Genomic DNA, 18,401 nt, shown 5'->3' on the forward strand with positions numbered 1-18,401 from the left:
TTCACAGATGCTTTTGGCATAAGAAGAACCAGGGAATTCCTGTCACCTCCGCGTGAGGCACATGTCAGGCGGGTTGAGATAAGGCGTCGCTGTGCCCACTGTGAAGCCAACGACCAAGGAGTTCCTTATGCCGACCGAACGCATTACATTTTCCGGGCACGATGGCAGCCAACTGGCAGCCCGCCTTGACCTGCCCGACGGGCCGGTTTTGGCAACAGCCCTTTTTGCGCACTGCTTTACCTGTTCCAAAGACATCCCTGCCGCGCGGCGCATTTCTGCGCGCCTGGCGGTCATGGGCATTGCCGTGCTGCGTTTTGATTTTACGGGTCTGGGACATTCTGGAGGCGAGTTTGCAAACACGACTTTTTCGTCAAATGTTGAAGATCTGATCGCGGCGGCGACTTATCTGGAAGGGCGTGACATGGCTCCTGCCCTGCTGATCGGGCATTCGCTGGGCGGGGCCGCTGTTCTGCGGGCACGTGCGGGCATTCCCTCGGTCAAGGCTGTTGTCACTCTTGGCGCACCGGCCGATCCCGGGCACGTGTCCCACCATTTCGAAGCCGCGTTGCCGGAAATCGAACAGGACGGTTCGGCCGAGGTTCTGCTGGGCGGGCGGCCGTTTCGGATCGGTAAGGCCTTTGTGGATGACATTTCAGAATCCGCTTTGACCCCGGCCATCGGTGATTTGAAGGCTGCACTTCTGATCCTGCATGCCCCACGTGACGAAACGGTGAGCATCGACAATGCCGGTGCGATTTTCCAGGCCGCCAAACATCCCAAAAGCTTTGTCACACTCGATGATGCCGATCACCTGATAACGCGCGCTTCCGATGCCGAATACGCCGCCGATGTAATCTCGGCCTGGGTTGGACGTTACGTACCCTTGTGTCCGCCCGCACCGCCGCCCGGCGCGCCGGAAGGTGTGGTGCGGGTGATCGAGGCCGACCCATCCGGCTTCTTGCAGGATATTCAGGCTGGCCCCCGTCACCACGCGGTTGCGGATGAGCCAGCCTCGTACGGGGGTACGGATCGGGGCATGTCGCCCTATGGTTTCGTGTCATCCGGCCTGGGTGCGTGCACGTCCATGACCATCCGCATGTATGCGCGGCGCAAGAACTGGCCGCTGACCCATGTCAGCGTCGATGTCTGCCATGACAAGGTTCATGCGCAGGATGCCGGCCTTGTCACGGAAGGCAAGGTTGACCTATTCCGCAGAAAAATCCGGCTGGAAGGCTCGCTGACGCAGGACCAACGCACCCGGCTTATGGAAATCGCCGACAAATGCCCCGTGCACAGAACTTTGGAAGCGTCCGTCCACATTACAACCGAATTGCTGCCGACCTGAACGCCCCGTTTATCACCGTCGGCGGGGAGCCGGCCGGTGAATCGGCGGCCGGGCGGCCGGAGGCCGGGTCACCGGCGGCTTCGCCACGGGTGGCCTCGGACGTGTCGGTGGTTGCCCGCCGGGTCGGTTCGGTCGATCAGGTCTGACTGGCCTGTTCACGTCAATATCGACATCCACGTCATGGTAGTAGTCGTTCCACAGCATCGAGTCGTAAAACGGGTCATATCCATATCCGACCCCGACACCAACCGAGACACCGTCGCATGCCGTCAGCAGAAGGCTGGATGCCCCAAGCCCCAGCGCCAGAACCGAGGGTTTGATAAATCTTCTTGTCATCTGAACCTCCTTACCGCGCAGGCTGGAATGACGCGAAAACGGCATTCAGTGTATCGGCATAGGCCGGATCCGCTCCGTTGCGCAGGATTGCGACGACGATCGCAACCCGGTCACGCGGCAGATCGATCACAGTGGCGGTAAAGTTCACCCCCCTGCCATCCCTGTTGCCTGTCCCGCGGATCACACGTGCGGGCAAACCGCCGATGCGCCTGTCACTGGTACTTGTGACCGTCGGCTCCTTGACCAGAAACTTGTCGATATCTTCCAGATAACGCAGCCCGTCAGCGATGCTTTTGACACTGTTCGGCGACACAAAACCCATCCAGACATTATCGTCAGTGACTGGACGCATCCCCATAACCCGGGCCACAGCACGCGGATCGCCAAGTTGCGTATCTTCGATTTCCCGAATTCCGCCAGTGCGCAGTGTCCAGAAATCGGGAACGTCAAATCGGAACAGCGCGCGCCCGTCGTCGGTATAGGTGACCGGTGTGTCCGCCGATGCGGGTGGGATGCATGCCAACCACATCCCCGCACAGGTAGCCAGTGCGGAATTCAAAATAATACGCATATCTCAATAACCTGTTGGTTTCACTTCACGCAGCTTGGCCCACCAAAACGGTACTTGTCCAGCATCAGGGCGCGCATGGTTCGGGAAACCGGGCGGCAACGGTCTTCAATATGCAGCGCTCAGTTACTTGACCAACCCATATCTTCAATCAACGTAAGTCCCATCCGTCACGCCGCCATTGTCATCGACAAAACGCACCCTCTGCCCGCTTACCTGAACGTCGTAACACGCCCACAAATCCGAAGGCGGCCAAAGCGAACAGTACCTGTCGTCACGCACATTCCAGCGGCCCGAACTGGGCCTGCCCGAAAAATACTGGGTCAGCATATTGGCGTCGAAACTCTGCCAGGCTCCTTCTCCATAATCGAGCTTCTTGCCGGTCAAGGCGACAAGTATCTCGTTGCCCGACAACTGGCGGAACTCCTCTGCGGCCAGAAATCCGGGCCACAGCATCAAAATCAGGGCAAACCGTCTCATCTCGGCACTCGCACCTTGTTCCCTAATGCATGCACGGCTAAACCCCGCGCAACGCCTCATCCCAAACACAAAAAGGTGCAGCCGCCAATGATTCCCCGTTATTCCCGCCCTGACATGGTTGCCATCTGGTCGCCCGAGACCAAGTTCCGCATCTGGTACGAGATTGAGGCGCATGCCTGTGACGCCATGGCCGATCTGGGGGTGATCCCGCGCGAAAACGCCGAAGCCGTCTGGAAAGCCAAGGACGTGGAATTCGACGTGGCCCGCATCGACGAGATCGAAGCCGTCACAAAACACGACGTCATCGCCTTTCTGACCCATCTGGCAGAACATGTCGGCAGCGATGAGGCGCGATTTGTCCATCAGGGCATGACCAGCTCGGACGTGCTGGACACGTGTTTCAACGTGCAGCTGACCCGCGCCGCAGATATTCTGGTCGCCGACCTCGAAGGTCTGCTGGCCGCTCTGAAACGCCGCGCGATTGAACACAAGGACACCATCCGCATCGGCCGCAGCCACGGCATCCACGCCGAACCTACCACCATGGGCCTGACCTTTGCCCGGTTCTACGCCGAGATGGACCGCAACCTGTCCCGGATGCGCGATGCGCGCGCCGAGATTGCCACCGGCGCGATAAGTGGCGCGGTTGGCACCTTCGCCAATATCGACCCGCGCGTCGAAGAACATGTCTGCGACCAGTTGGGTTTGGTGCCCGAGCCGATCAGCACGCAGGTCATTCCTCGCGACCGTCATGCGGCGTTTTTTGCAACGCTGGGCGTCATCGCCAGCAGCATCGAAAACATCGCCATCGAAATCCGTCACATGCAGCGCACCGAGGTGCTGGAGGGGGCCGAGTTCTTCTCGATGGGTCAGAAAGGCTCCTCGGCCATGCCGCACAAGAAAAACCCGGTCCTGACCGAGAACCTGACCGGGCTGGCGCGCATGGTACGCGCGGCCGTGATCCCGGCGATGGAAAACGTGGCGTTGTGGCACGAGCGCGATATTTCGCACTCCTCGGTCGAGCGCATGATCGGCCCGGACGCCACGATCACCTTGGATTTCGCACTGGCTCGTCTGACCGGCGTGATCGACAAGATGCTGATCTTCCCCGAGAACATGATCGAAAACATGAACAGGTTCCCCGGCCTTGTGATGAGCCAGCGGGTGCTGCTGGCGCTGACCCAAGCTGGCGTCAGCCGCGAGGACGCCTATGCCATGGTTCAGCGCAACGCACTGAAAGTCTGGGAACACCGCACCGATTTCAAAGAAGAGCTGCTGGCAGACCCCGACGTCACCGCCGCATTGAGCGTCGAGGAAATCGAAGAGAAATTCGACCTTGGCTATCACACCAAACACGTGGACACGATTTTCGCCCGCGTCTTTGGTGAATAGCGCAGACGTTTGATTTCTCTCAGGACCCGGGTCGCTTCCCCGATCCGGGTCTTGTTTTTTGCCAGATTGACGGAATTGGGTTATCCTGCAGGTGCATTTTCCGGATGGGAGAGTCCAATGTTTCGAACCATTCTCTGCGCGTTGACATTTTCCTGCGTTGCATCGGTCGCACTTGCCTGCAGCAATCACACCAATCAGACCCAGTCCTGCGCACCCGGCACAATCTGGGATACCGAGACACAAAGCTGCACCAAAGTCGTCAACAGCTGAAAAATCTTTCCTGCTTGTGAATAAAAGCGATCAGTCAATTGTTAGCTTTTCTGAAGATCACGCTATGCTTTTGACAAGTTCCTTTGAAAACGGAGTAGGAATATGCGCCTCGTACTAGCTTCAGCACTTGCCCTTCAGGCTTTTGTGCTCGCTCCCGCCGCGTTTGCAGCAGGTGGTGGCGACAGCAGCCCCCCAAAGCCGACAAACACGACCAAGAAATGCCTGTTCGGGCGCGTGTATGACGAGACGGCCGGTCGCTGTGTCAAACCGAACAAAACCAATTTCACCGAAGATCAGCTTTATGATGCAGTTCGGGAAATGGCCTACGATGGCCAGTATGAAAACGCGCAGGCGATATTGCGCGTGATGGATCAGAATGACGACCGCGTCATGACCTACTGGGGCTTTACCTATCGCAAGATGGGCGAACTGGAACTGGCCAACGTGTTTTATCAAAACGCTATCTCCGCCAACCCGGACAACATCCTTGCCCGTAGCTATATGGCGCAGGGTTTTGTTGCAGAAGGGAAAACCGATCTAGCCATAGCACAGTGGCGCGAGATCAAGGCACGGGGCGGCGAAGGCACATGGGCTGAGACCTCTCTGCGCGATGCAATCCGCACCGGGCTGACCTACAGCTACTGAGGTTCAGGGTAAATTTACCTGTTGCTTCGTAATCTGCTCGTGAAATCGCAATTTGGGACCGCGGGCAGATGCAAGACGCCAAAGCTCTGGTACATATATCTCCGGCTGCTTCGACGCCAGTGATCGAAGGGGAAGAAGAAGACGCAGCGCGTGTTGTGCCCCGACAGCTCAGTAACCGGCAAAAAGCCGCTGTTATCGTTCGGCTTCTTCTGAACGAAGGCGCCGACATTCCCTTAGAAGAACTCCCGGACGCCTTGCAGGAGAAACTGACCCATCAGCTGGGACAGATGGGTCTGGTGGACCGCGTCACGCTTGATGCGGTCGCTCGGGAATTCACGCGCGGGCTTGAAGGCGTCGGCTTGGCCTTCCCGCACGGGCTGGCAGGCGCTCTGGATGCCGTCAACGGCAAAATTACACCGGCAACGGCAGCGCGATTGCGAAAGGTTGCCGGCGCGCGTCAGATCGGCGACCCGTGGCTGCGCCTTCGTGAAATACCTATCGAAGATCTGGCCAGTATGGCACAGGCGGAAAGCACCGAAATTGCCGCCGTGATGTTGTCCAAGCTTGATAAGCCCAAGGCCGCAGAACTGCTTGGTCACCTTCCAGGCCCCGTGGCCCGCCGCATAACCTATGCCGTATCCAAAACGGCCAACATCACGCCCGAAGCGGTTGAGCGGATTGGATGGTCGCTGGCCGCCCAACTGGATCAGCGCCCTGCACCGGCCTTTGCGGACCACCCCGGCGCCCGCGTCGGTGCAATCCTGAACCAGTCAGCCGCAACAACCCGGGACGGGTTGCTGACCGCGCTGGATGAAGAGGATTCCGACTTTGCCAGTGTGGTACGCCAGTCCATCTTTACCTTTGCTCACATATCAACCCGCATCACTGCACGGTATCGATCAACCCGTGCTAGTGACCGCATTGGCGGGCGCAATCGCGGATGAAGACAGGGCTTCGGTCGAATTCCTGCTTTCCAACATTTCTACGCGCATGGCGGAAAATCTGCGCGAGGAAATGGGTGAACGGGGCAAGGTCAGGCAAAAGGATGCGGACGACGCGATGGCGCAGATTGTCGGTGTCATTCGCGCACTGGTGGATGAAGGAGCCATCACCTTGATCGAAGAAGAAGGCGATGGACAATAATGCTACACGCCGGAACGCAATGGTGATCCTTCTGGAATTGCTGAACGCTTGTGGTTGCGGTTTCTGACCTGTATGTCTGAGCCCGCAAATCGAATATCCGGTGAGACACCTACATGCCCGTCGAAAAGTCGGAACTGAGCCGCTTTGAGCTTGGTAAATACTACATCACCAGCCTTTTCCTCAAAGCTGTAATCGGTACGATGCGGCTATTGCCGTACGAGCGGCGCATTGCGGCAATGGGTGCCATTGTGCGCGGCCTGTCGCCGATTGTTGGCTTCACAAACCGCGTGCGCCGCAATCTCAAACTCACATGCCCCGATCTGCCCGATGCCGAGGTTCGCCGCATTTGCAGCGCCGTTCCCGACAATGCGGGCCGGGCGATCATGGAGCATTTTTCACCCGAAGGCTTTTCCGAGCGGCAGAAGGATGCCAAAATTTCGGGTACCGGCATCGCTGCTTTTGATGCCGCCGTGGCCGAAGGCAAACCGGTCATGATGATTACCGCGCATTTCGGACACTACCTCGCGGCCCGGATTGCGCTGCAGAACCGCAGCGGCAAACCCATCGGGTGCCTGTATCGCCGAATGGCCAACCCGTATTTCAATGACATATACGTTGAAGCTTTCTACAAAACCGGTGAGCCCATGTTCGAACAGGGTCGTCGGGGCATGGTCGAAATGGTTCGTTCGCTCAAAAAAGGCGGGATCATCGCCATCGTGTCCGACCTGCACGCCCATGGCGGAGAAGAACTGACTTTTTTCGGCAAACCGGCTGTCACCTCGGTTTTGAATGCGGAACTGGCGATCAAATATGGTGCCGTGCTGATCCCATGCTATGCAGTGCGCCAGCCGAACGGGATCGATTTCGAGATCATTCTGCATGATCCTGTTCCACATACCGACGCCAAAACAATGACCCAGTTCACCAACGATGATCTTGAAGCCGTGGTTCGCAAACACATGGGTCAGTGGTTTTGGATTCACCGACGCTGGAAAACATGGAACGGGCTGGGGGTTCAGCCAGAAGATATGCCCTAATTCATTCTGCCTTAGCTGCAGCAACGATGGGGCCGTGCCCCGTTTTCTGCACCAGCACAACTGCAGGAATATCCGAGGTCAACACCGTCGAAAACCGCTGTGGCGCGACCCCGTCCCACTGCCCGGCGCTCTGCCAGGATTCGACAACATTGGCATAGTCCAGTTCGTGTCCCGCCAACTCGCCCCTACGGATCGAGGCGTGTCGCATCGGAGAATACTGAACGACACGCACGTCATACGTCTCTCCAACCGGTAGATTGACGGGGGTCACATCCACAACAACGTCGTTCCCAGTCCGGCTGGCATTGACCGAAGCCTTAGGGGCGGCTTTGAGATGCGCGTCAATCAGTCGGTTCAGTTCCCGCAATTGCGCGCCAACGATGTCCTGTTGGCCGTTTATCACCATCTGCGGTGTGTAAATCATCGACCGCCCGCCCTGACGGGCATAGGCGCGTTGACGCGTGGTATGATCGGGATCGGCAAATTCGTCCTTCCAGCCGATGTAGTCCCAGTAGTCGACGTGTAGCGCCAGCCCGATGACGTCGTCGCGCTTAACCAGATCATGCAGGATTCGATCCGCAGGCGGGCAGGATGAACAGCCCTGAGAGGTGAAAAGTTCCACAACGACAGGATCGTTTTCAGCCAGAACCGGTGCCGCCAATAGCAATGACGTAAGCGTTGAAAAGATAGTCATTCTGAACATGGCGGCCTCGGTTTGGTCAGTTGCCAGACAGGTTTAGACCGTTCAAAGATCAACCGCCAATCAAGGTTTCTTGAGACCTGTGACACCCAAAATGTAAAAAATGTGTGCAATGGTATACAAAAATTGCCGCACTTGTCGTGTTGGACCTTGAACCAAGGCTAAACGTGATGCAGATACCCCTCAGCGAATCCCATAATCCACGTCATTTTGAGAGGGAGGCCATTAGATGCCCATCAAAGTCGGACAGGATACCGCCAAGACACGCCGCAGCCTGAGCGTGAATGGCAAGTCCATTTCCTATTACTCGATCCCCGCCGCGCAAGAGGCCGGTCTGGGCGATTTTTCCAAGCTTCCCGCCGCGCTGAAAGTCGTGCTGGAAAACATGTTGCGGTTCGAAGATGACGGCTTTTCGGTCTCGGTCGACGACATCAAGGCTTTTGCCGAATGGGGCGCCAAGGGCGGCAAGAACCCGCGCGAGATCGCCTATCGTCCGGCGCGCGTCCTGATGCAGGACTTCACCGGCGTTCCTGCCGTAGTCGACCTTGCCGCGATGCGCGACGGAATCAAGGGTCTGGGCGGCGATGCTCAGAAGATCAATCCGCTGAACCCGGTTGATCTGGTCATCGACCACTCGGTGATGATTGACGAATTCGGCAATCCGCGCGCGTTCCAGATGAATGTCGACCGCGAATATGAGCGGAACATGGAGCGTTACCAGTTCTTGAAGTGGGGACAGTCGGCCTTCAACAACTTCCGCGTTGTGCCCCCCGGAACCGGTATCTGCCACCAGGTGAACCTGGAGTATCTGGCGCAGACCGTCTGGACCGACACCGACCAGAATGGGGATGAAGTCGCCTACCCCGACACGCTTGTCGGAACTGACAGCCACACCACAATGGTCAACGGCATGGCCGTTCTGGGTTGGGGCGTCGGCGGGATCGAGGCCGAGGCCGCGATGCTGGGTCAGCCGATCTCGATGCTGATCCCCGAAGTCATCGGCTTTGAACTGACCGGCGATCTGGTCGAAGGCACCACCGGGACCGACCTTGTTCTGAAGGTCGTGGAAATGCTGCGTGAAAAAGGCGTCGTGGGCAAATTCGTCGAGTTCTACGGCGAGGGTCTGGACCGTCTGCCGCTGGCCGACCGTGCGACCATCGCCAACATGGCGCCGGAATACGGCGCGACCTGTGGTTTCTTCCCGATTGACGGTGAAACGCTGCGCTACCTGCGCAACACCGGCCGTGACGAAGATCGCATCGCATTGGTCGAAGCCTACGCCAAAGAAAACGGTTTCTGGCGCGATGAGAACTATGCGCCGATCTACACCGACACCCTGTCGCTGGACATGGGCACCATCGTTCCCGCGATCTCGGGCCCGAAACGCCCGCAGGACTATGTCGCACTGACCAACGCCAAGGCCGCTTTCACCAAGGAAATGGCCGAGACGTTCAAGCGTCCAATGGGCAAGGAAGTCGCCGTCAAAGGCGAAGACTACACCATGGAATCGGGCAAGGTCGTAATCGCCTCGATCACCTCGTGCACCAACACCTCGAACCCATACGTGATGATTGGCGCGGGTCTGGTGGCGCGCAAGGCGGCTGCGCTGGGTCTGGACCGCAAGCCGTGGGTCAAAACCTCGCTGGCACCGGGTTCGCAGGTTGTGTCGGCCTATCTTGAAGCCGCCGGCTTGCAGGAAGATCTGGACCAGATCGGCTTCAACCTTGTCGGTTACGGCTGTACCACCTGTATCGGCAACTCGGGTCCCATACAGAAAGAGCTGTCCGATGCGATTGCCGAGGGCGATTTGGTTGCCACGTCGGTCCTGTCGGGCAACCGCAACTTCGAAGGCCGTATCTCGCCTGACGTACGTGCCAACTATCTGGCCTCACCGCCGCTGGTTGTCGTTTACGCACTGGCCGGCACGATGGATATCGACCTGACGTCGGAACCGATTGGTCAGGACAAGGACGGCAATGACGTCTTCATGAAAGACATCTGGCCGACCCAGCAGGAAGTTGCGGAACTGGTCGAACAGACCGTGACCCGCGAGGCGTTCCAGTCGAAATACGCCGACGTCTTCAAGGGCGACGAGAAGTGGCAGTCGGTCGAGACCACCGATGCGGAGACCTATGACTGGCCCCCGACCTCGACCTACATTCAGAACCCGCCCTACTTCCAGGGCATGGGGTCCGAGCCTGGCACGATCTCGAATATCGATGGCGCCAAGGTTCTACTGATCCTGGGTGACATGATCACCACCGACCACATCTCGCCTGCAGGTTCCTTTGCGACGACAACTCCGGCCGGCAAGTATCTTACGGACCGTCAGGTTCAGCCGCGCGAGTTCAACTCGTACGGGTCGCGCCGCGGCAACCACGAGGTCATGATGCGCGGCACTTTTGCCAACATCCGCGTCAAAAACGAGATGCTGGACGGCGTCGAAGGCGGCTATACCAAAGGCCCTGATGGCGAACAGACCTCGGTCTACGAGGCGTCGATGGCTTATCAGGAACAGGGCGTTCCGCTTGTCGTCTTTGGCGGCGAGCAGTACGGCGCGGGGTCTTCGCGTGACTGGGCGGCTAAAGGCACGGCCCTGTTGGGCGTCAAGGCCGTGATCGCTGAAAGCTTCGAGCGTATTCACCGTTCGAACCTGGTTGGCATGGGCGTTATCCCGTTCGAGTTTACCGGTGGCGATACTCGTAAATCGCTAGGTCTGAAGGGGGATGAAACGGTTTCGATCCACGGTCTGGATACCATCCAGCCGCTGCAAGAGGTTCCCTGTACCATCATCTATGGTGACGGTTCCGAGAAGACCATCACCCTCAAGTGCCGCATCGATACCGCGCCCGAGATTGAATACATCGAGAACGGCGGCGTGCTGCACTATGTGTTGCGGAACCTGGCCAAAGCAGGCTGAGCCGGGACAGATAAAGCTTTTTGAAGGGCGCCCTTTGCGGGCGCCTTTTTCTTGCGCGGCATTGCCTCGCTCTACAGGGTATTTTCAAACAGAAGAAGTTGCCTTTTGCCCCTAACCCCGTTCTGGTGTGAGCAGGAGAAGCAGATGAAAAAAGTGGCATTGGTTACGGGCGGCGCACGGGGAATTGGGCGGGCGATTGTCGAGGAACTGGAAAAAGATCACCGGGTCGCATTCACATGGCGCTCCACTGAGCCGACGCAGTTGAAAGCGAACCACAACCTGCTGTCAATACGGTCTGACCTGACGCAAAAGGAGCAGCCAGAAGCTGTCATAGCACAAGTTCTGGATCATTTTGGCCAGTTGGATGTGATCGTGAACAACGCCGGTCTGGTTGCCTCAACTCCGAAAGAGCATTTTGAAGCGGAAGACCATCGGGCGATCCTGGATCTGAACCTTCTGGTTCCGGCCGCATTGCTGGCAGCGGCCCTGCCGCACCTTCATCCGGGGGCGGCCGTCGTCAGCATATCTTCGGTCAATTCGGTACTACCACCACGTGACGCGGTCACCTATGGGGCCAGCAAAGCGGCGCTGAACCTCTGGACCCGCGCCATGGCGAAAGAGCTTGGGCCGGCCGGAGTTCGCGTCAATGCGGTCGCGCCGGGTGCGATCAACATCCCCGAGGCACCACGTCCGGATGACCTGACCGAGTTATTCGTCAAGGACACCGCGCTGGGACGCGCCGGAACCCCAAGCGATATTGCCGGGGCCGTGCGATTTCTGTGTTCCGACGCGGCATCCTTCATAACCGGAGAGGTTCTGACGGTCTCAGGCGGGTATCGCCTTTGAATGCAGTCGGCCCAAGCTTACCAGCCTATTGCACTGCCGCCTTCTCCAGTGCAGGGCGGATCGTGCTTGCGATGACACGCTGGGTGATTGGCCCGGCATGGCGCAGAATGATGGTGCCCTCGCCGTCAATCACATAGGTCTCAGGTACGCCGTAGACGCCCCAGTCCAACCCCATACGCCCCTGCTCATCCCGTCCGATCCCAGCGTAGGGATCGCCCAGTTCGGTCAGAAAAGCTTCGGCATTACCCAACGGGTCTTTGTAATTGATGCCGTAGATCGGAATGCCTTCCTGCGCCAGAGCCTCCAGATTCGGGTGTTCGGCCCGGCACGGGGCGCACCAGCTGGCCCAGTAGTTGACCAGCTTGACCTCTCCGTCGCGCAGGGTGGCATCGTCGAAGCCGGATTTGCCGGGGAACTCGGTCATGACGACGGGCGGCGCGGTCTGGCCTTCCCGGGCCGAGGGCAATGCATTGGGGTCGTCGCGGAACATCCCGATTCCCGCCAAAACGGCAAACGCGCCAAAGATCAGCGGCGGCGCGATCATAAGTGGCGAGATCTTAGCCATTGCGCGTCATCCTCTGTTCGATTTTTTCCATTTCGGCGCGCACCTTGCGTCCGCGCAGCACGCTGAACACGACCAGCGCAACCAAAAGGACAATCGAGGCCGCATAGGCCGACAAAACCGTATCCGCATATTTACCAAGATCGGGGATCATCCGCCCACCCTTTCCCGTGCCAGCAGCGCCTTGATCCGGCGCGCCCGGATTTCCGTGCCGGCGCGATACAGCACCAGCGCGATGAACAGAAGGACAAAGCCAACGATGCACAAAAGCAGCGGGTAGAAATAGATGTTGCTGACCTTCTCTTCGGTATCCGCCCCGGTCACAGCTGCAGCGCGCATCACCGATGCACCCTGATGCAGACCCTGATTCCAGAAATTCACCGCATAGCGGCTGAGGATCGCAAAGACCGACCCCACCAGACACAACACCGATGTCAGGTCGGCCGCTGTATCAGGGTCCTCAATCGCCTCCCACAGCGCGACATAGCCCAGATAGAACAGGAACAGGATCAGGAACGAGGTCAGGCGCGGATCCCAGGCCCACCATGTTCCCCACATCGGCTGCCCCCAGATCGCGCCGGTTGCCAGTGCGATCAGTGTCATGACTATTCCGACCGGTGCCGCAGCCCGCGCAGCCAGCGCGCTGACATGATGGCGCCGCACCAGCCAGACCAGCGATGTCGCCAGCATCATCAGCCAGCAATTGATCGCCATCAAAGCGGCGGGCACATGCAGATAGATGATCTTGACGGTCGAGCCCTGTTTGTAGTCGTCAGGGGTAAAGAAAAACCCCCAGATCAGGCCGACGACAATGCAAACCGTCGAGGTGAACCAGAAGAACGGCAGCACACGTTCACTGGTGGCAAGAAACTTGCGCGGGTTGGCATATTCCCAGAGGGCGTTGGCTTTGGCTGCAATCGACATGGGCTCTATCTAGTCCGACTCGGGTCTGTTCTCAATTGACATCAGTCAAAGTTGTGGCGGTTCACCGCAGATTGATCCGCAGCACGGCAGCACTGGCAAAGGGCAGCAGGGCTATGGTTGCCGCCGTGATCCCGGCCAGCATCAACAGGGGCGTTTGTGTTTCCATCCCCGTCGCGCCGCGTCGGGCGACTTCGGCACCGAAAATCAGCGTCGGCACATAAAGCGGAAGAACCAGCAGTGACAGCAGCAGTCCGCCACGTTTGAGCCCCACGGTCAGCGCCGCGCCAAACGTGCCGATGACGCTCATCGCCGGGGTGCCGATCAGAAGCGAGATGACCAACCAGAAAAACCCCGGCGCAGGCAGGTTCAGCAACACGCCCAGAAACGGCGCGGCCAGGACCAACGGCAAGCCGGTGGTCAGCCAATGGGCCAGCGCCTTGATCGTCACGACAGCCTCGAGCGGCAGTGGCGCGGTGGCCAGAAGGTCCAGTGATCCGTCCTCCCAATCCAGTGCCAGAAGACGATCCAGCGACAAGAGGCACGCCAACAGCGCCCCTAGCCACAGGACGCCTGGCGCGATCGTCGACAGCAGCGAGGATTGCGGCCCTACGGAAAACGGCACCAGAACGGTGACTATCAGAAAAAAGGCCAGACCCAGACCAAAGCCCCCGCCCGCACGGAAGGCCAGCTTCAAGTCGCGCAATAACAGGGCGATCACAGGAAACCTCCGTCAAAATCGTCGATGGGTTTTGGTTTGGCCTTGTTGGGACCGACATCCAGAACCTCTCCGTCAAGCCCTAGGTCGATATGGGTGGCGATCAGGGCCGAACCACCCTGCCCCAGATGTGCCCGCACCGCATCGGCGAACATCTGCACGGCATTGCGATCCAGAGACACGGTGGGTTCGTCCAACATCCAGATCGGGCGTCCGGTGACCAGCATTCGGGCCAGACCCAGACGACGTTTCTGACCTGCGGACAGGTTGCCTGCGTGGCGGTCTGCCAGATCATTCAGGTCAAAGGCGTCCAGCGCGGGCTGAATGTCCGGTGTGCCAAAAACCGAAGCCCAGAAAGTCAGGTTTTCTGTCACTGACAGGGTGGGTTTCAACCCATCCGAATGCGCGGCATAGGCGATCCGGTCTTCAGCCCCTTCGATCCGGCCAGCCAAGGGCGGCTGCAACCCGGCCAGCGTTCGCAGCAGGGTTGTTTTTCCAATCCCGTTGGGGCCGCGCAGGATCAGTGCGCGGCCGGGTTCCAGCACAAAGCTCAGTCCTTCGAGAACAGGGATACCGCCCCGGGTGACGGCAAGATCGCTAACGGTCAGTGTCATGAGTTCCGCTTATCTTATTGCTGCCAGACGCAAAAGGCGGGATTTGCCGCAGGAGAACAGTCTTTGCGTTTCTGGAAAGAGGCGGAGCGAGGGGCCGGCCCCTCGCGCTCCCCGGGATATTTTTGGCCAGATGAAGAGCGGATCCGGTCAAACGGGGATCAGGGCCAGCGCCACGCGCCGGCCTTCGGACAGCAGCACGTTATAGGTACGGCAGGCCGCTGGTGAGTTCATGATCTCGACCCCAAGCCCTGCGTCCTCCAATGCGACACGCAAGCCAGCCGGGATGTGAGACAGTTCAGCGCCGGTGCCGATGAAGACCACATCGACATCGTCGGACAACTCCAGCAAAGCGTCCTGATCATCGTAGCCGCCCCAACCGGCGGTGCCGGTCGGACCGGTTAGAACAGACCCTTCGTAGACCTGCCCGCCGATGCGGAAGAAGCCGGGACCGTAGCCGTCAACCGGTGCAGAGCTGTTGTATGTTATCTCGTTCAAGCGCATGGCCCGTGTTTATCCCCAAAGCGGCAAGCCCGACAAGGCCGCAATGGCAATCGCCAGATAGGCGCTTGCACGGTAGATCCTCTCGCGCTCGGGCCGGAAAAGCCACCCTCCCAGCCAGTTTCCAGCCAGGTTCGGAACGGCCAGCGCCAGACCCAGCCCGATCGACGCCAGGGTGACCCGGCCCATTCCAGTCAATATGCCAAGCAACAGGAAATCAAAGGCAAAGAGGAACAACAGAATTGTGGCCCGAACAACTTCAATCGGCAGCGGACGCGACATGTAGAACAGAATGACGGCGGGACCCGGCAACCCTGCGACACCACCAAGGAAACCAGCGGCTGCTCCGATCCCCGCAACCATGGCGCGGCGCACGCGCCCCCGATAGCGCAGCCCCGAGACAAGGACGGCGAGCATGAACAGTGAGATCAGGCTGACCACGTACCGGAACACCACGGGTTCCACCTGCGTCAGTAGCCACAACCCGATCGGCAACGTCACCGCACATCCAAGGACCAGCCGCAGAAGATCCGACCGATCGACGGCGACCCAGGCCCGGCGTAGATTCGGAACCGGACCGAAAATATCCATGACTGTCAGGGCAATCAGCGCACCGAACGGGCCCAGAATTGGCGCGGACAGAGGAAGAAAGATCAGAGCGGTGCCGAACCCGGAAAAACCGCGCACGACACCGCCCAGAAAAGCCGCGAACAAAACGATGGCCAGCCCCGCCGGGGACTGGCCCGAAAGCTCAGGCATCGATGTTTGCGAACTGGTTACCTGCGGTGTTTGACGGCTTGGACCAGTCGCGCTTGACCCCCAGCCACAGCAGGATGGTCGATGCCACGAAGACCGAGGAATAGGTGCCCACGATCACGCCCCAGATCATCGCAAAGACAAAGCCGCGGATCACGTCCCCGCCCAGTACATACAACGAAATCAGCGCCAGCAGAGTGGTGACCGAGGTCATCACCGTCCGGCTGAGTGTTTCGTTGATCGAAAGATTCAGAACCTCTTTGAGGTCCTTCTTCTTGTACTTGCGCAGGTTCTCGCGCACCCGGTCGAACACAACCACTGTGTCGTTCAGAGAGTAGCCGACAATGGTCAGCAGCGCCGCGATGATGGCCAGATCGAAGCGGATCTGCAGCTCTGAAAAGATACCGATGGTCAGGATCACGTCATGTACCAGCGCGGCCACTGCACCCAGGGCAAACTGCCATTCGAACCGCAGCCAGATGTAGACAAGCACCGCAGCGATGGCCAAAGCCACAGCGATAACCGCAGTCTGGATCAGCTCGCCGGACACTTTTGGACCAACGGATTCGACCGAGACGAACTGAATATCCGGCACCGCAGCTTGCAACGCCCCTTCCACTGCTGTCACGGTTGCAGCGGAAACGGCTTCGGCATCGGCTTGCGCCTGAATGCGGATCATTGCGACGTTTTCGTCTTCGCCGAAAGTCGGATCGAAAATCTCGGTGATGGTCACGTCACCCAGTTCGAGCGGCGCGATGGCATCGCGATAGGTGCCCACATCAATTTCCTGCGCGCTTTGCGTCCGAATCGTGGTGCCGCCGCGAAAGTCGATACCAAAGTTCAGACCCTGGATCAGGAACGAGGCGAAGCCCACGATCATCAGCAAAGCCGAAATGCCCAGCCAGACTTTCCAGCGGCTGAAGAAGTCGAACGAGGTTTCCTTGGGAACAAGTCTAAGTCGCATATCAAACCTCGATCGTTTTGGGACGGCGGCGTTCGAACCAGATGACGATCATCAGGCGCGTCACGAAGATCGCGGTGAAGACCGAGGTCAGAATGCCCAGACCCAGAGTGATGGCAAAGCCGCGCACCGGACCGCTGCCCATGGCGAACAGGATCGTCGCAGTGATAAATGTAGTGACGTTGGCGTCCAGAATGGCCGACAGCGCCTTTTCGTAGCCCAGTTCAATGGCACGTGAGGGCCCTCTGGCGGATTTCAGTTCCTCGCGTATGCGCTCAAAAATCAGCACGTTGGCGTCGACTGCCATGCCAACCGTCAGCACGATGCCCGCAATACCCGGCAGGGTCAGCGTTGCACCGATCACCGAAAGAAGGCCGAACAGCAGTCCAACGTTTATGATCAGCGCGATATTGGCGAACACTCCGAACAGGCCATAGCTGAGCGCCATGAAGACCAGCACTGCGGCAAAGGCCACCGTGGTGGCCACCTTCCCCGCATCGATGCTGTCCTGCCCCAGTTCGGGACCGATGGTACGTTCTTCAAGGAACTCAAGCCCCGCAGGCAGGGCACCGGCGCGCAGCAGCACAGCCAGGTTGGTGCTTTCTTCTACTGTGAAATTGCCGGTGATTATACCGGACCCGCCCGGAATGTGGGATTGGATCACGGGGGCCGAAATCACCTCATCATCCAGCACAATCGCGAACGGTGCGCCGATGTTATCGAGGGTATAATCGCCGAACTTGCGCGCGCCCGAAGTGTTGAACCGGAAGTTGACTGCGGGGCGGCCGTTCTGGTCGAAGGACGGTTGCGCATCCACCAGTTCTTCACCGGTCACGACCGGAGCGGATTCGATGGTGTAGAAAACTTCGCTTTCGTCCAGCGAGGGCACGACTTTTTCACCGATACCCGGTACGGCATCCGGGTCGGTCCCACGGCCCACAACCGGATTAAAGGTCAGTTGCGCGGTCGTTCCGATGATCTCTTTCAACTCACCTGCGCTGCCGACGCCCGGGACCTGAATCAGAATACGGTCCGTACCCTGACGCTGAATGGTGGGTTCGCGTGTTCCGACCTCATCGATACGGCGACGGATGATTTCCAGCGCCTGACGCACGGTCCGGTCATCCGAAGCCAGTTTCTCGGCTTCGGACAATTGCACGACGATCATGTCACCGTCGGCGCGCGCTTCGATGTCGTTCGCCCCAACACCGGTCAGCGTCTGCACCTGACGCGCAAGACCACGTACAACTTCCAGCCCGCGAGACATGCCTTCGGGTTGGCTGATCCGTACGCGAATCTCATCCGGTGCCGATGGCTGCTTGCGGATGGTCCCAACCGTCCCGCGTTCATCGCGCAGGGCGTCGCGAATTTCCGGCCACATCGCCTCCATTCGGGCTTCGTATACATCGCTGGTCTGGACTTCGGCCAAGAGATGCGCGCCACCGCGCAAATCGAGGCCCAGGTTGACCAGAGAAGACGGCAGCCAGTTTGGCCACTGGGCGGCCTCGGCCTGCATTTCCGGAGTATCAATGCCAAGTTCAATGGCGGTTTTGGCGTCGTTCGATTGCTCGACACGCGTATAGAACGCATTCGGCAGGGCCATGAGCAGACCGATCACACAGACCGACCAAATCAGAACCCGCTTCCAGGTATCAATGTGCAGCATTACCCTGCCTTTTCAAGGGATTG

At 58.9% G+C, this 18,401-nt stretch carries 22 protein-coding genes; 9 read left to right on the top strand and 13 right to left on the bottom strand.

Annotated features, from left to right (window positions below):
* Positions 1–127: 127 nt before the first annotated feature.
* Complete coding sequence (locus ACR0FE_RS03685; protein WP_480911108.1) at positions 128–1,345, top strand: bifunctional alpha/beta hydrolase/OsmC family protein; 1,218 nt, start codon at positions 128–130, stop codon at positions 1,343–1,345.
* Positions 1,346–1,357: 12 nt separating this feature from the next.
* Here the strand turns inward: ACR0FE_RS03685 and ACR0FE_RS03690 are convergent, their stop codons facing one another.
* The 3 genes from ACR0FE_RS03690 to ACR0FE_RS03700 form a co-directional block, all read right to left on the bottom strand.
* Positions 1,358–1,681: a hypothetical protein gene (locus ACR0FE_RS03690; protein WP_170610219.1), complete on the bottom strand. Its 324-nt coding sequence runs from the start codon at positions 1,679–1,681 to the stop codon at positions 1,358–1,360.
* A gap of 10 nt (positions 1,682–1,691) precedes the next feature.
* Positions 1,692–2,252: a hypothetical protein gene (locus ACR0FE_RS03695; RefSeq protein WP_480911111.1), complete on the bottom strand. Its 561-nt coding sequence runs from the start codon at positions 2,250–2,252 to the stop codon at positions 1,692–1,694.
* 144 nt (positions 2,253–2,396) lie between these two features.
* Entirely contained in the window at positions 2,397–2,729 is a 333-nt protein-coding gene (locus ACR0FE_RS03700; protein ID WP_170610215.1) for a hypothetical protein, read from the bottom strand.
* An 87-nt stretch (positions 2,730–2,816) separates the two neighbouring features.
* Here ACR0FE_RS03700 and purB point away from each other — a divergent pair, with 87 nt between their 5' ends.
* From purB to ACR0FE_RS03730, 6 genes are all read left to right on the top strand, one after another.
* Positions 2,817–4,121: an adenylosuccinate lyase gene (gene purB / locus ACR0FE_RS03705; RefSeq protein WP_480911113.1), complete on the top strand. Its 1,305-nt coding sequence runs from the start codon at positions 2,817–2,819 to the stop codon at positions 4,119–4,121.
* Between the two features lie 117 nt (positions 4,122–4,238).
* Entirely contained in the window at positions 4,239–4,391 is a 153-nt protein-coding gene (locus ACR0FE_RS03710) for a chitin-binding domain-containing protein (RefSeq protein WP_480911116.1), read from the top strand.
* A 102-nt stretch (positions 4,392–4,493) separates the two neighbouring features.
* The gene (locus ACR0FE_RS03715; RefSeq protein WP_321252289.1) at positions 4,494–5,036 is read left to right on the top strand and encodes a hypothetical protein; all 543 of its coding nucleotides are present in this window, start codon (positions 4,494–4,496) and stop codon (positions 5,034–5,036) included.
* A gap of 68 nt (positions 5,037–5,104) precedes the next feature.
* Positions 5,105–5,980 (top strand): flagellar motor switch protein FliG, encoded by an 876-nt coding sequence (locus ACR0FE_RS03720; protein ID WP_480911119.1) that lies wholly within the window; start codon positions 5,105–5,107, stop codon positions 5,978–5,980.
* A complete protein-coding gene (locus ACR0FE_RS03725; protein WP_480911122.1) occupies positions 5,949–6,179 on the top strand; it encodes a FliG C-terminal domain-containing protein in 231 nt (76 codons plus the stop codon). The genes ACR0FE_RS03720 and ACR0FE_RS03725 overlap by 32 nt, the downstream gene beginning before the upstream one ends.
* 113 nt (positions 6,180–6,292) lie before the next feature.
* Positions 6,293–7,216: a lysophospholipid acyltransferase family protein gene (locus ACR0FE_RS03730; RefSeq protein WP_170610208.1), complete on the top strand. Its 924-nt coding sequence runs from the start codon at positions 6,293–6,295 to the stop codon at positions 7,214–7,216.
* A 1-nt stretch (position 7,217) separates the two neighbouring features.
* On the opposite strand, the gene ACR0FE_RS03735 is transcribed toward ACR0FE_RS03730, so the two are convergent.
* Positions 7,218–7,910, bottom strand: a complete 693-nt coding sequence (locus ACR0FE_RS03735) for a DUF1223 domain-containing protein (RefSeq protein WP_480911125.1) — start codon at positions 7,908–7,910, stop codon at positions 7,218–7,220.
* 235 nt (positions 7,911–8,145) lie between these two features.
* On the opposite strand from ACR0FE_RS03735, the gene acnA reads away from it, so the two are divergent.
* Together acnA and ACR0FE_RS03745 are read left to right on the top strand one after the other, a co-directional pair.
* Positions 8,146–10,836: an aconitate hydratase AcnA gene (gene acnA / locus ACR0FE_RS03740; RefSeq protein ID WP_170805461.1), complete on the top strand. Its 2,691-nt coding sequence runs from the start codon at positions 8,146–8,148 to the stop codon at positions 10,834–10,836.
* A gap of 144 nt (positions 10,837–10,980) precedes the next feature.
* Complete coding sequence (locus ACR0FE_RS03745; protein WP_480908948.1) at positions 10,981–11,682, top strand: SDR family NAD(P)-dependent oxidoreductase; 702 nt, start codon at positions 10,981–10,983, stop codon at positions 11,680–11,682.
* Positions 11,683–11,707: 25 nt separating this feature from the next.
* On the opposite strand, the gene ACR0FE_RS03750 is transcribed toward ACR0FE_RS03745, so the two are convergent.
* The 9 genes from ACR0FE_RS03750 to secD all read right to left on the bottom strand — a co-directional run bounded on the left by ACR0FE_RS03750 (position 11,708) and on the right by secD (position 18,378).
* The gene (locus ACR0FE_RS03750; RefSeq protein WP_170610201.1) at positions 11,708–12,247 is read right to left on the bottom strand and encodes a DsbE family thiol:disulfide interchange protein; all 540 of its coding nucleotides are present in this window, start codon (positions 12,245–12,247) and stop codon (positions 11,708–11,710) included.
* Positions 12,240–12,398, bottom strand: coding sequence for a heme exporter protein CcmD (ccmD, locus tag ACR0FE_RS03755; protein ID WP_170610199.1), 159 nt, complete (start codon positions 12,396–12,398; stop codon positions 12,240–12,242). The genes ACR0FE_RS03750 and ccmD overlap by 8 nt, the downstream gene beginning before the upstream one ends.
* Positions 12,395–13,168: a heme ABC transporter permease gene (locus ACR0FE_RS03760; RefSeq protein WP_170610197.1), complete on the bottom strand. Its 774-nt coding sequence runs from the start codon at positions 13,166–13,168 to the stop codon at positions 12,395–12,397. Before ACR0FE_RS03760 ends, ccmD begins: the two co-directional genes overlap by 4 nt.
* A 61-nt stretch (positions 13,169–13,229) precedes the next feature.
* Positions 13,230–13,886, bottom strand: a complete 657-nt coding sequence (gene ccmB, locus ACR0FE_RS03765) for a heme exporter protein CcmB (protein WP_170610195.1) — start codon at positions 13,884–13,886, stop codon at positions 13,230–13,232.
* Positions 13,883–14,497, bottom strand: a complete 615-nt coding sequence (ccmA, locus tag ACR0FE_RS03770; RefSeq protein ID WP_170610193.1) for a heme ABC exporter ATP-binding protein CcmA — start codon at positions 14,495–14,497, stop codon at positions 13,883–13,885. The genes ccmB and ccmA overlap by 4 nt, the downstream gene beginning before the upstream one ends.
* A gap of 147 nt (positions 14,498–14,644) precedes the next feature.
* Positions 14,645–14,998 (bottom strand): Mth938-like domain-containing protein, encoded by a 354-nt coding sequence (locus ACR0FE_RS03775; protein ID WP_480911132.1) that lies wholly within the window; start codon positions 14,996–14,998, stop codon positions 14,645–14,647.
* 9 nt (positions 14,999–15,007) lie between these two features.
* Positions 15,008–15,754, bottom strand: coding sequence for a TSUP family transporter (locus ACR0FE_RS03780; protein ID WP_480911135.1), 747 nt, complete (start codon positions 15,752–15,754; stop codon positions 15,008–15,010).
* The gene (secF, locus tag ACR0FE_RS03785; RefSeq protein WP_170676372.1) at positions 15,747–16,715 is read right to left on the bottom strand and encodes a protein translocase subunit SecF; all 969 of its coding nucleotides are present in this window, start codon (positions 16,713–16,715) and stop codon (positions 15,747–15,749) included. Before secF ends, ACR0FE_RS03780 begins: the two co-directional genes overlap by 8 nt.
* Before the next feature lies 1 nt (position 16,716).
* The gene (gene secD / locus ACR0FE_RS03790; protein WP_480911138.1) at positions 16,717–18,378 is read right to left on the bottom strand and encodes a protein translocase subunit SecD; all 1,662 of its coding nucleotides are present in this window, start codon (positions 18,376–18,378) and stop codon (positions 16,717–16,719) included.
* Positions 18,379–18,401 lie beyond the last annotated feature (23 nt).

It is taken from the genome of Ruegeria sp. K7 (genome assembly GCF_056531785.1).

What these genes read in the sequence shown, in the direction of transcription:
- ACR0FE_RS03685 (WP_480911108.1), top strand. Translation starts at nt 128, where the DNA reads ATGCCGACCGAACGCATTACATTTTCCGGGCACGATGGCAGCCAACTG.
- ACR0FE_RS03690 (WP_170610219.1), bottom strand. Translation starts at nt 1,681, where the DNA reads ATGACAAGAAGATTTATCAAACCCTCGGTTCTGGCGCTGGGGCTTGGG.
- ACR0FE_RS03695 (WP_480911111.1), bottom strand. Translation starts at nt 2,252, where the DNA reads ATGCGTATTATTTTGAATTCCGCACTGGCTACCTGTGCGGGGATGTGG.
- ACR0FE_RS03700 (WP_170610215.1), bottom strand. Translation starts at nt 2,729, where the DNA reads ATGAGACGGTTTGCCCTGATTTTGATGCTGTGGCCCGGATTTCTGGCC.
- purB (WP_480911113.1), top strand. Translation starts at nt 2,817, where the DNA reads ATGATTCCCCGTTATTCCCGCCCTGACATGGTTGCCATCTGGTCGCCC.
- ACR0FE_RS03710 (WP_480911116.1), top strand. Translation starts at nt 4,239, where the DNA reads ATGTTTCGAACCATTCTCTGCGCGTTGACATTTTCCTGCGTTGCATCG.
- ACR0FE_RS03715 (WP_321252289.1), top strand. Translation starts at nt 4,494, where the DNA reads ATGCGCCTCGTACTAGCTTCAGCACTTGCCCTTCAGGCTTTTGTGCTC.
- ACR0FE_RS03720 (WP_480911119.1), top strand. Translation starts at nt 5,105, where the DNA reads ATGCAAGACGCCAAAGCTCTGGTACATATATCTCCGGCTGCTTCGACG.
- ACR0FE_RS03730 (WP_170610208.1), top strand. Translation starts at nt 6,293, where the DNA reads ATGCCCGTCGAAAAGTCGGAACTGAGCCGCTTTGAGCTTGGTAAATAC.
- ACR0FE_RS03735 (WP_480911125.1), bottom strand. Translation starts at nt 7,910, where the DNA reads ATGACTATCTTTTCAACGCTTACGTCATTGCTATTGGCGGCACCGGTT.
- acnA (WP_170805461.1), top strand. Translation starts at nt 8,146, where the DNA reads ATGCCCATCAAAGTCGGACAGGATACCGCCAAGACACGCCGCAGCCTG.
- ACR0FE_RS03745 (WP_480908948.1), top strand. Translation starts at nt 10,981, where the DNA reads ATGAAAAAAGTGGCATTGGTTACGGGCGGCGCACGGGGAATTGGGCGG.
- ACR0FE_RS03750 (WP_170610201.1), bottom strand. Translation starts at nt 12,247, where the DNA reads ATGGCTAAGATCTCGCCACTTATGATCGCGCCGCCGCTGATCTTTGGC.
- ccmD (WP_170610199.1), bottom strand. Translation starts at nt 12,398, where the DNA reads ATGATCCCCGATCTTGGTAAATATGCGGATACGGTTTTGTCGGCCTAT.
- ACR0FE_RS03760 (WP_170610197.1), bottom strand. Translation starts at nt 13,168, where the DNA reads ATGTCGATTGCAGCCAAAGCCAACGCCCTCTGGGAATATGCCAACCCG.
- ccmA (WP_170610193.1), bottom strand. Translation starts at nt 14,497, where the DNA reads ATGACACTGACCGTTAGCGATCTTGCCGTCACCCGGGGCGGTATCCCT.
- ACR0FE_RS03775 (WP_480911132.1), bottom strand. Translation starts at nt 14,998, where the DNA reads ATGCGCTTGAACGAGATAACATACAACAGCTCTGCACCGGTTGACGGC.
- ACR0FE_RS03780 (WP_480911135.1), bottom strand. Translation starts at nt 15,754, where the DNA reads ATGCCTGAGCTTTCGGGCCAGTCCCCGGCGGGGCTGGCCATCGTTTTG.
- secF (WP_170676372.1), bottom strand. Translation starts at nt 16,715, where the DNA reads ATGCGACTTAGACTTGTTCCCAAGGAAACCTCGTTCGACTTCTTCAGC.
- secD (WP_480911138.1), bottom strand. Translation starts at nt 18,378, where the DNA reads ATGCTGCACATTGATACCTGGAAGCGGGTTCTGATTTGGTCGGTCTGT.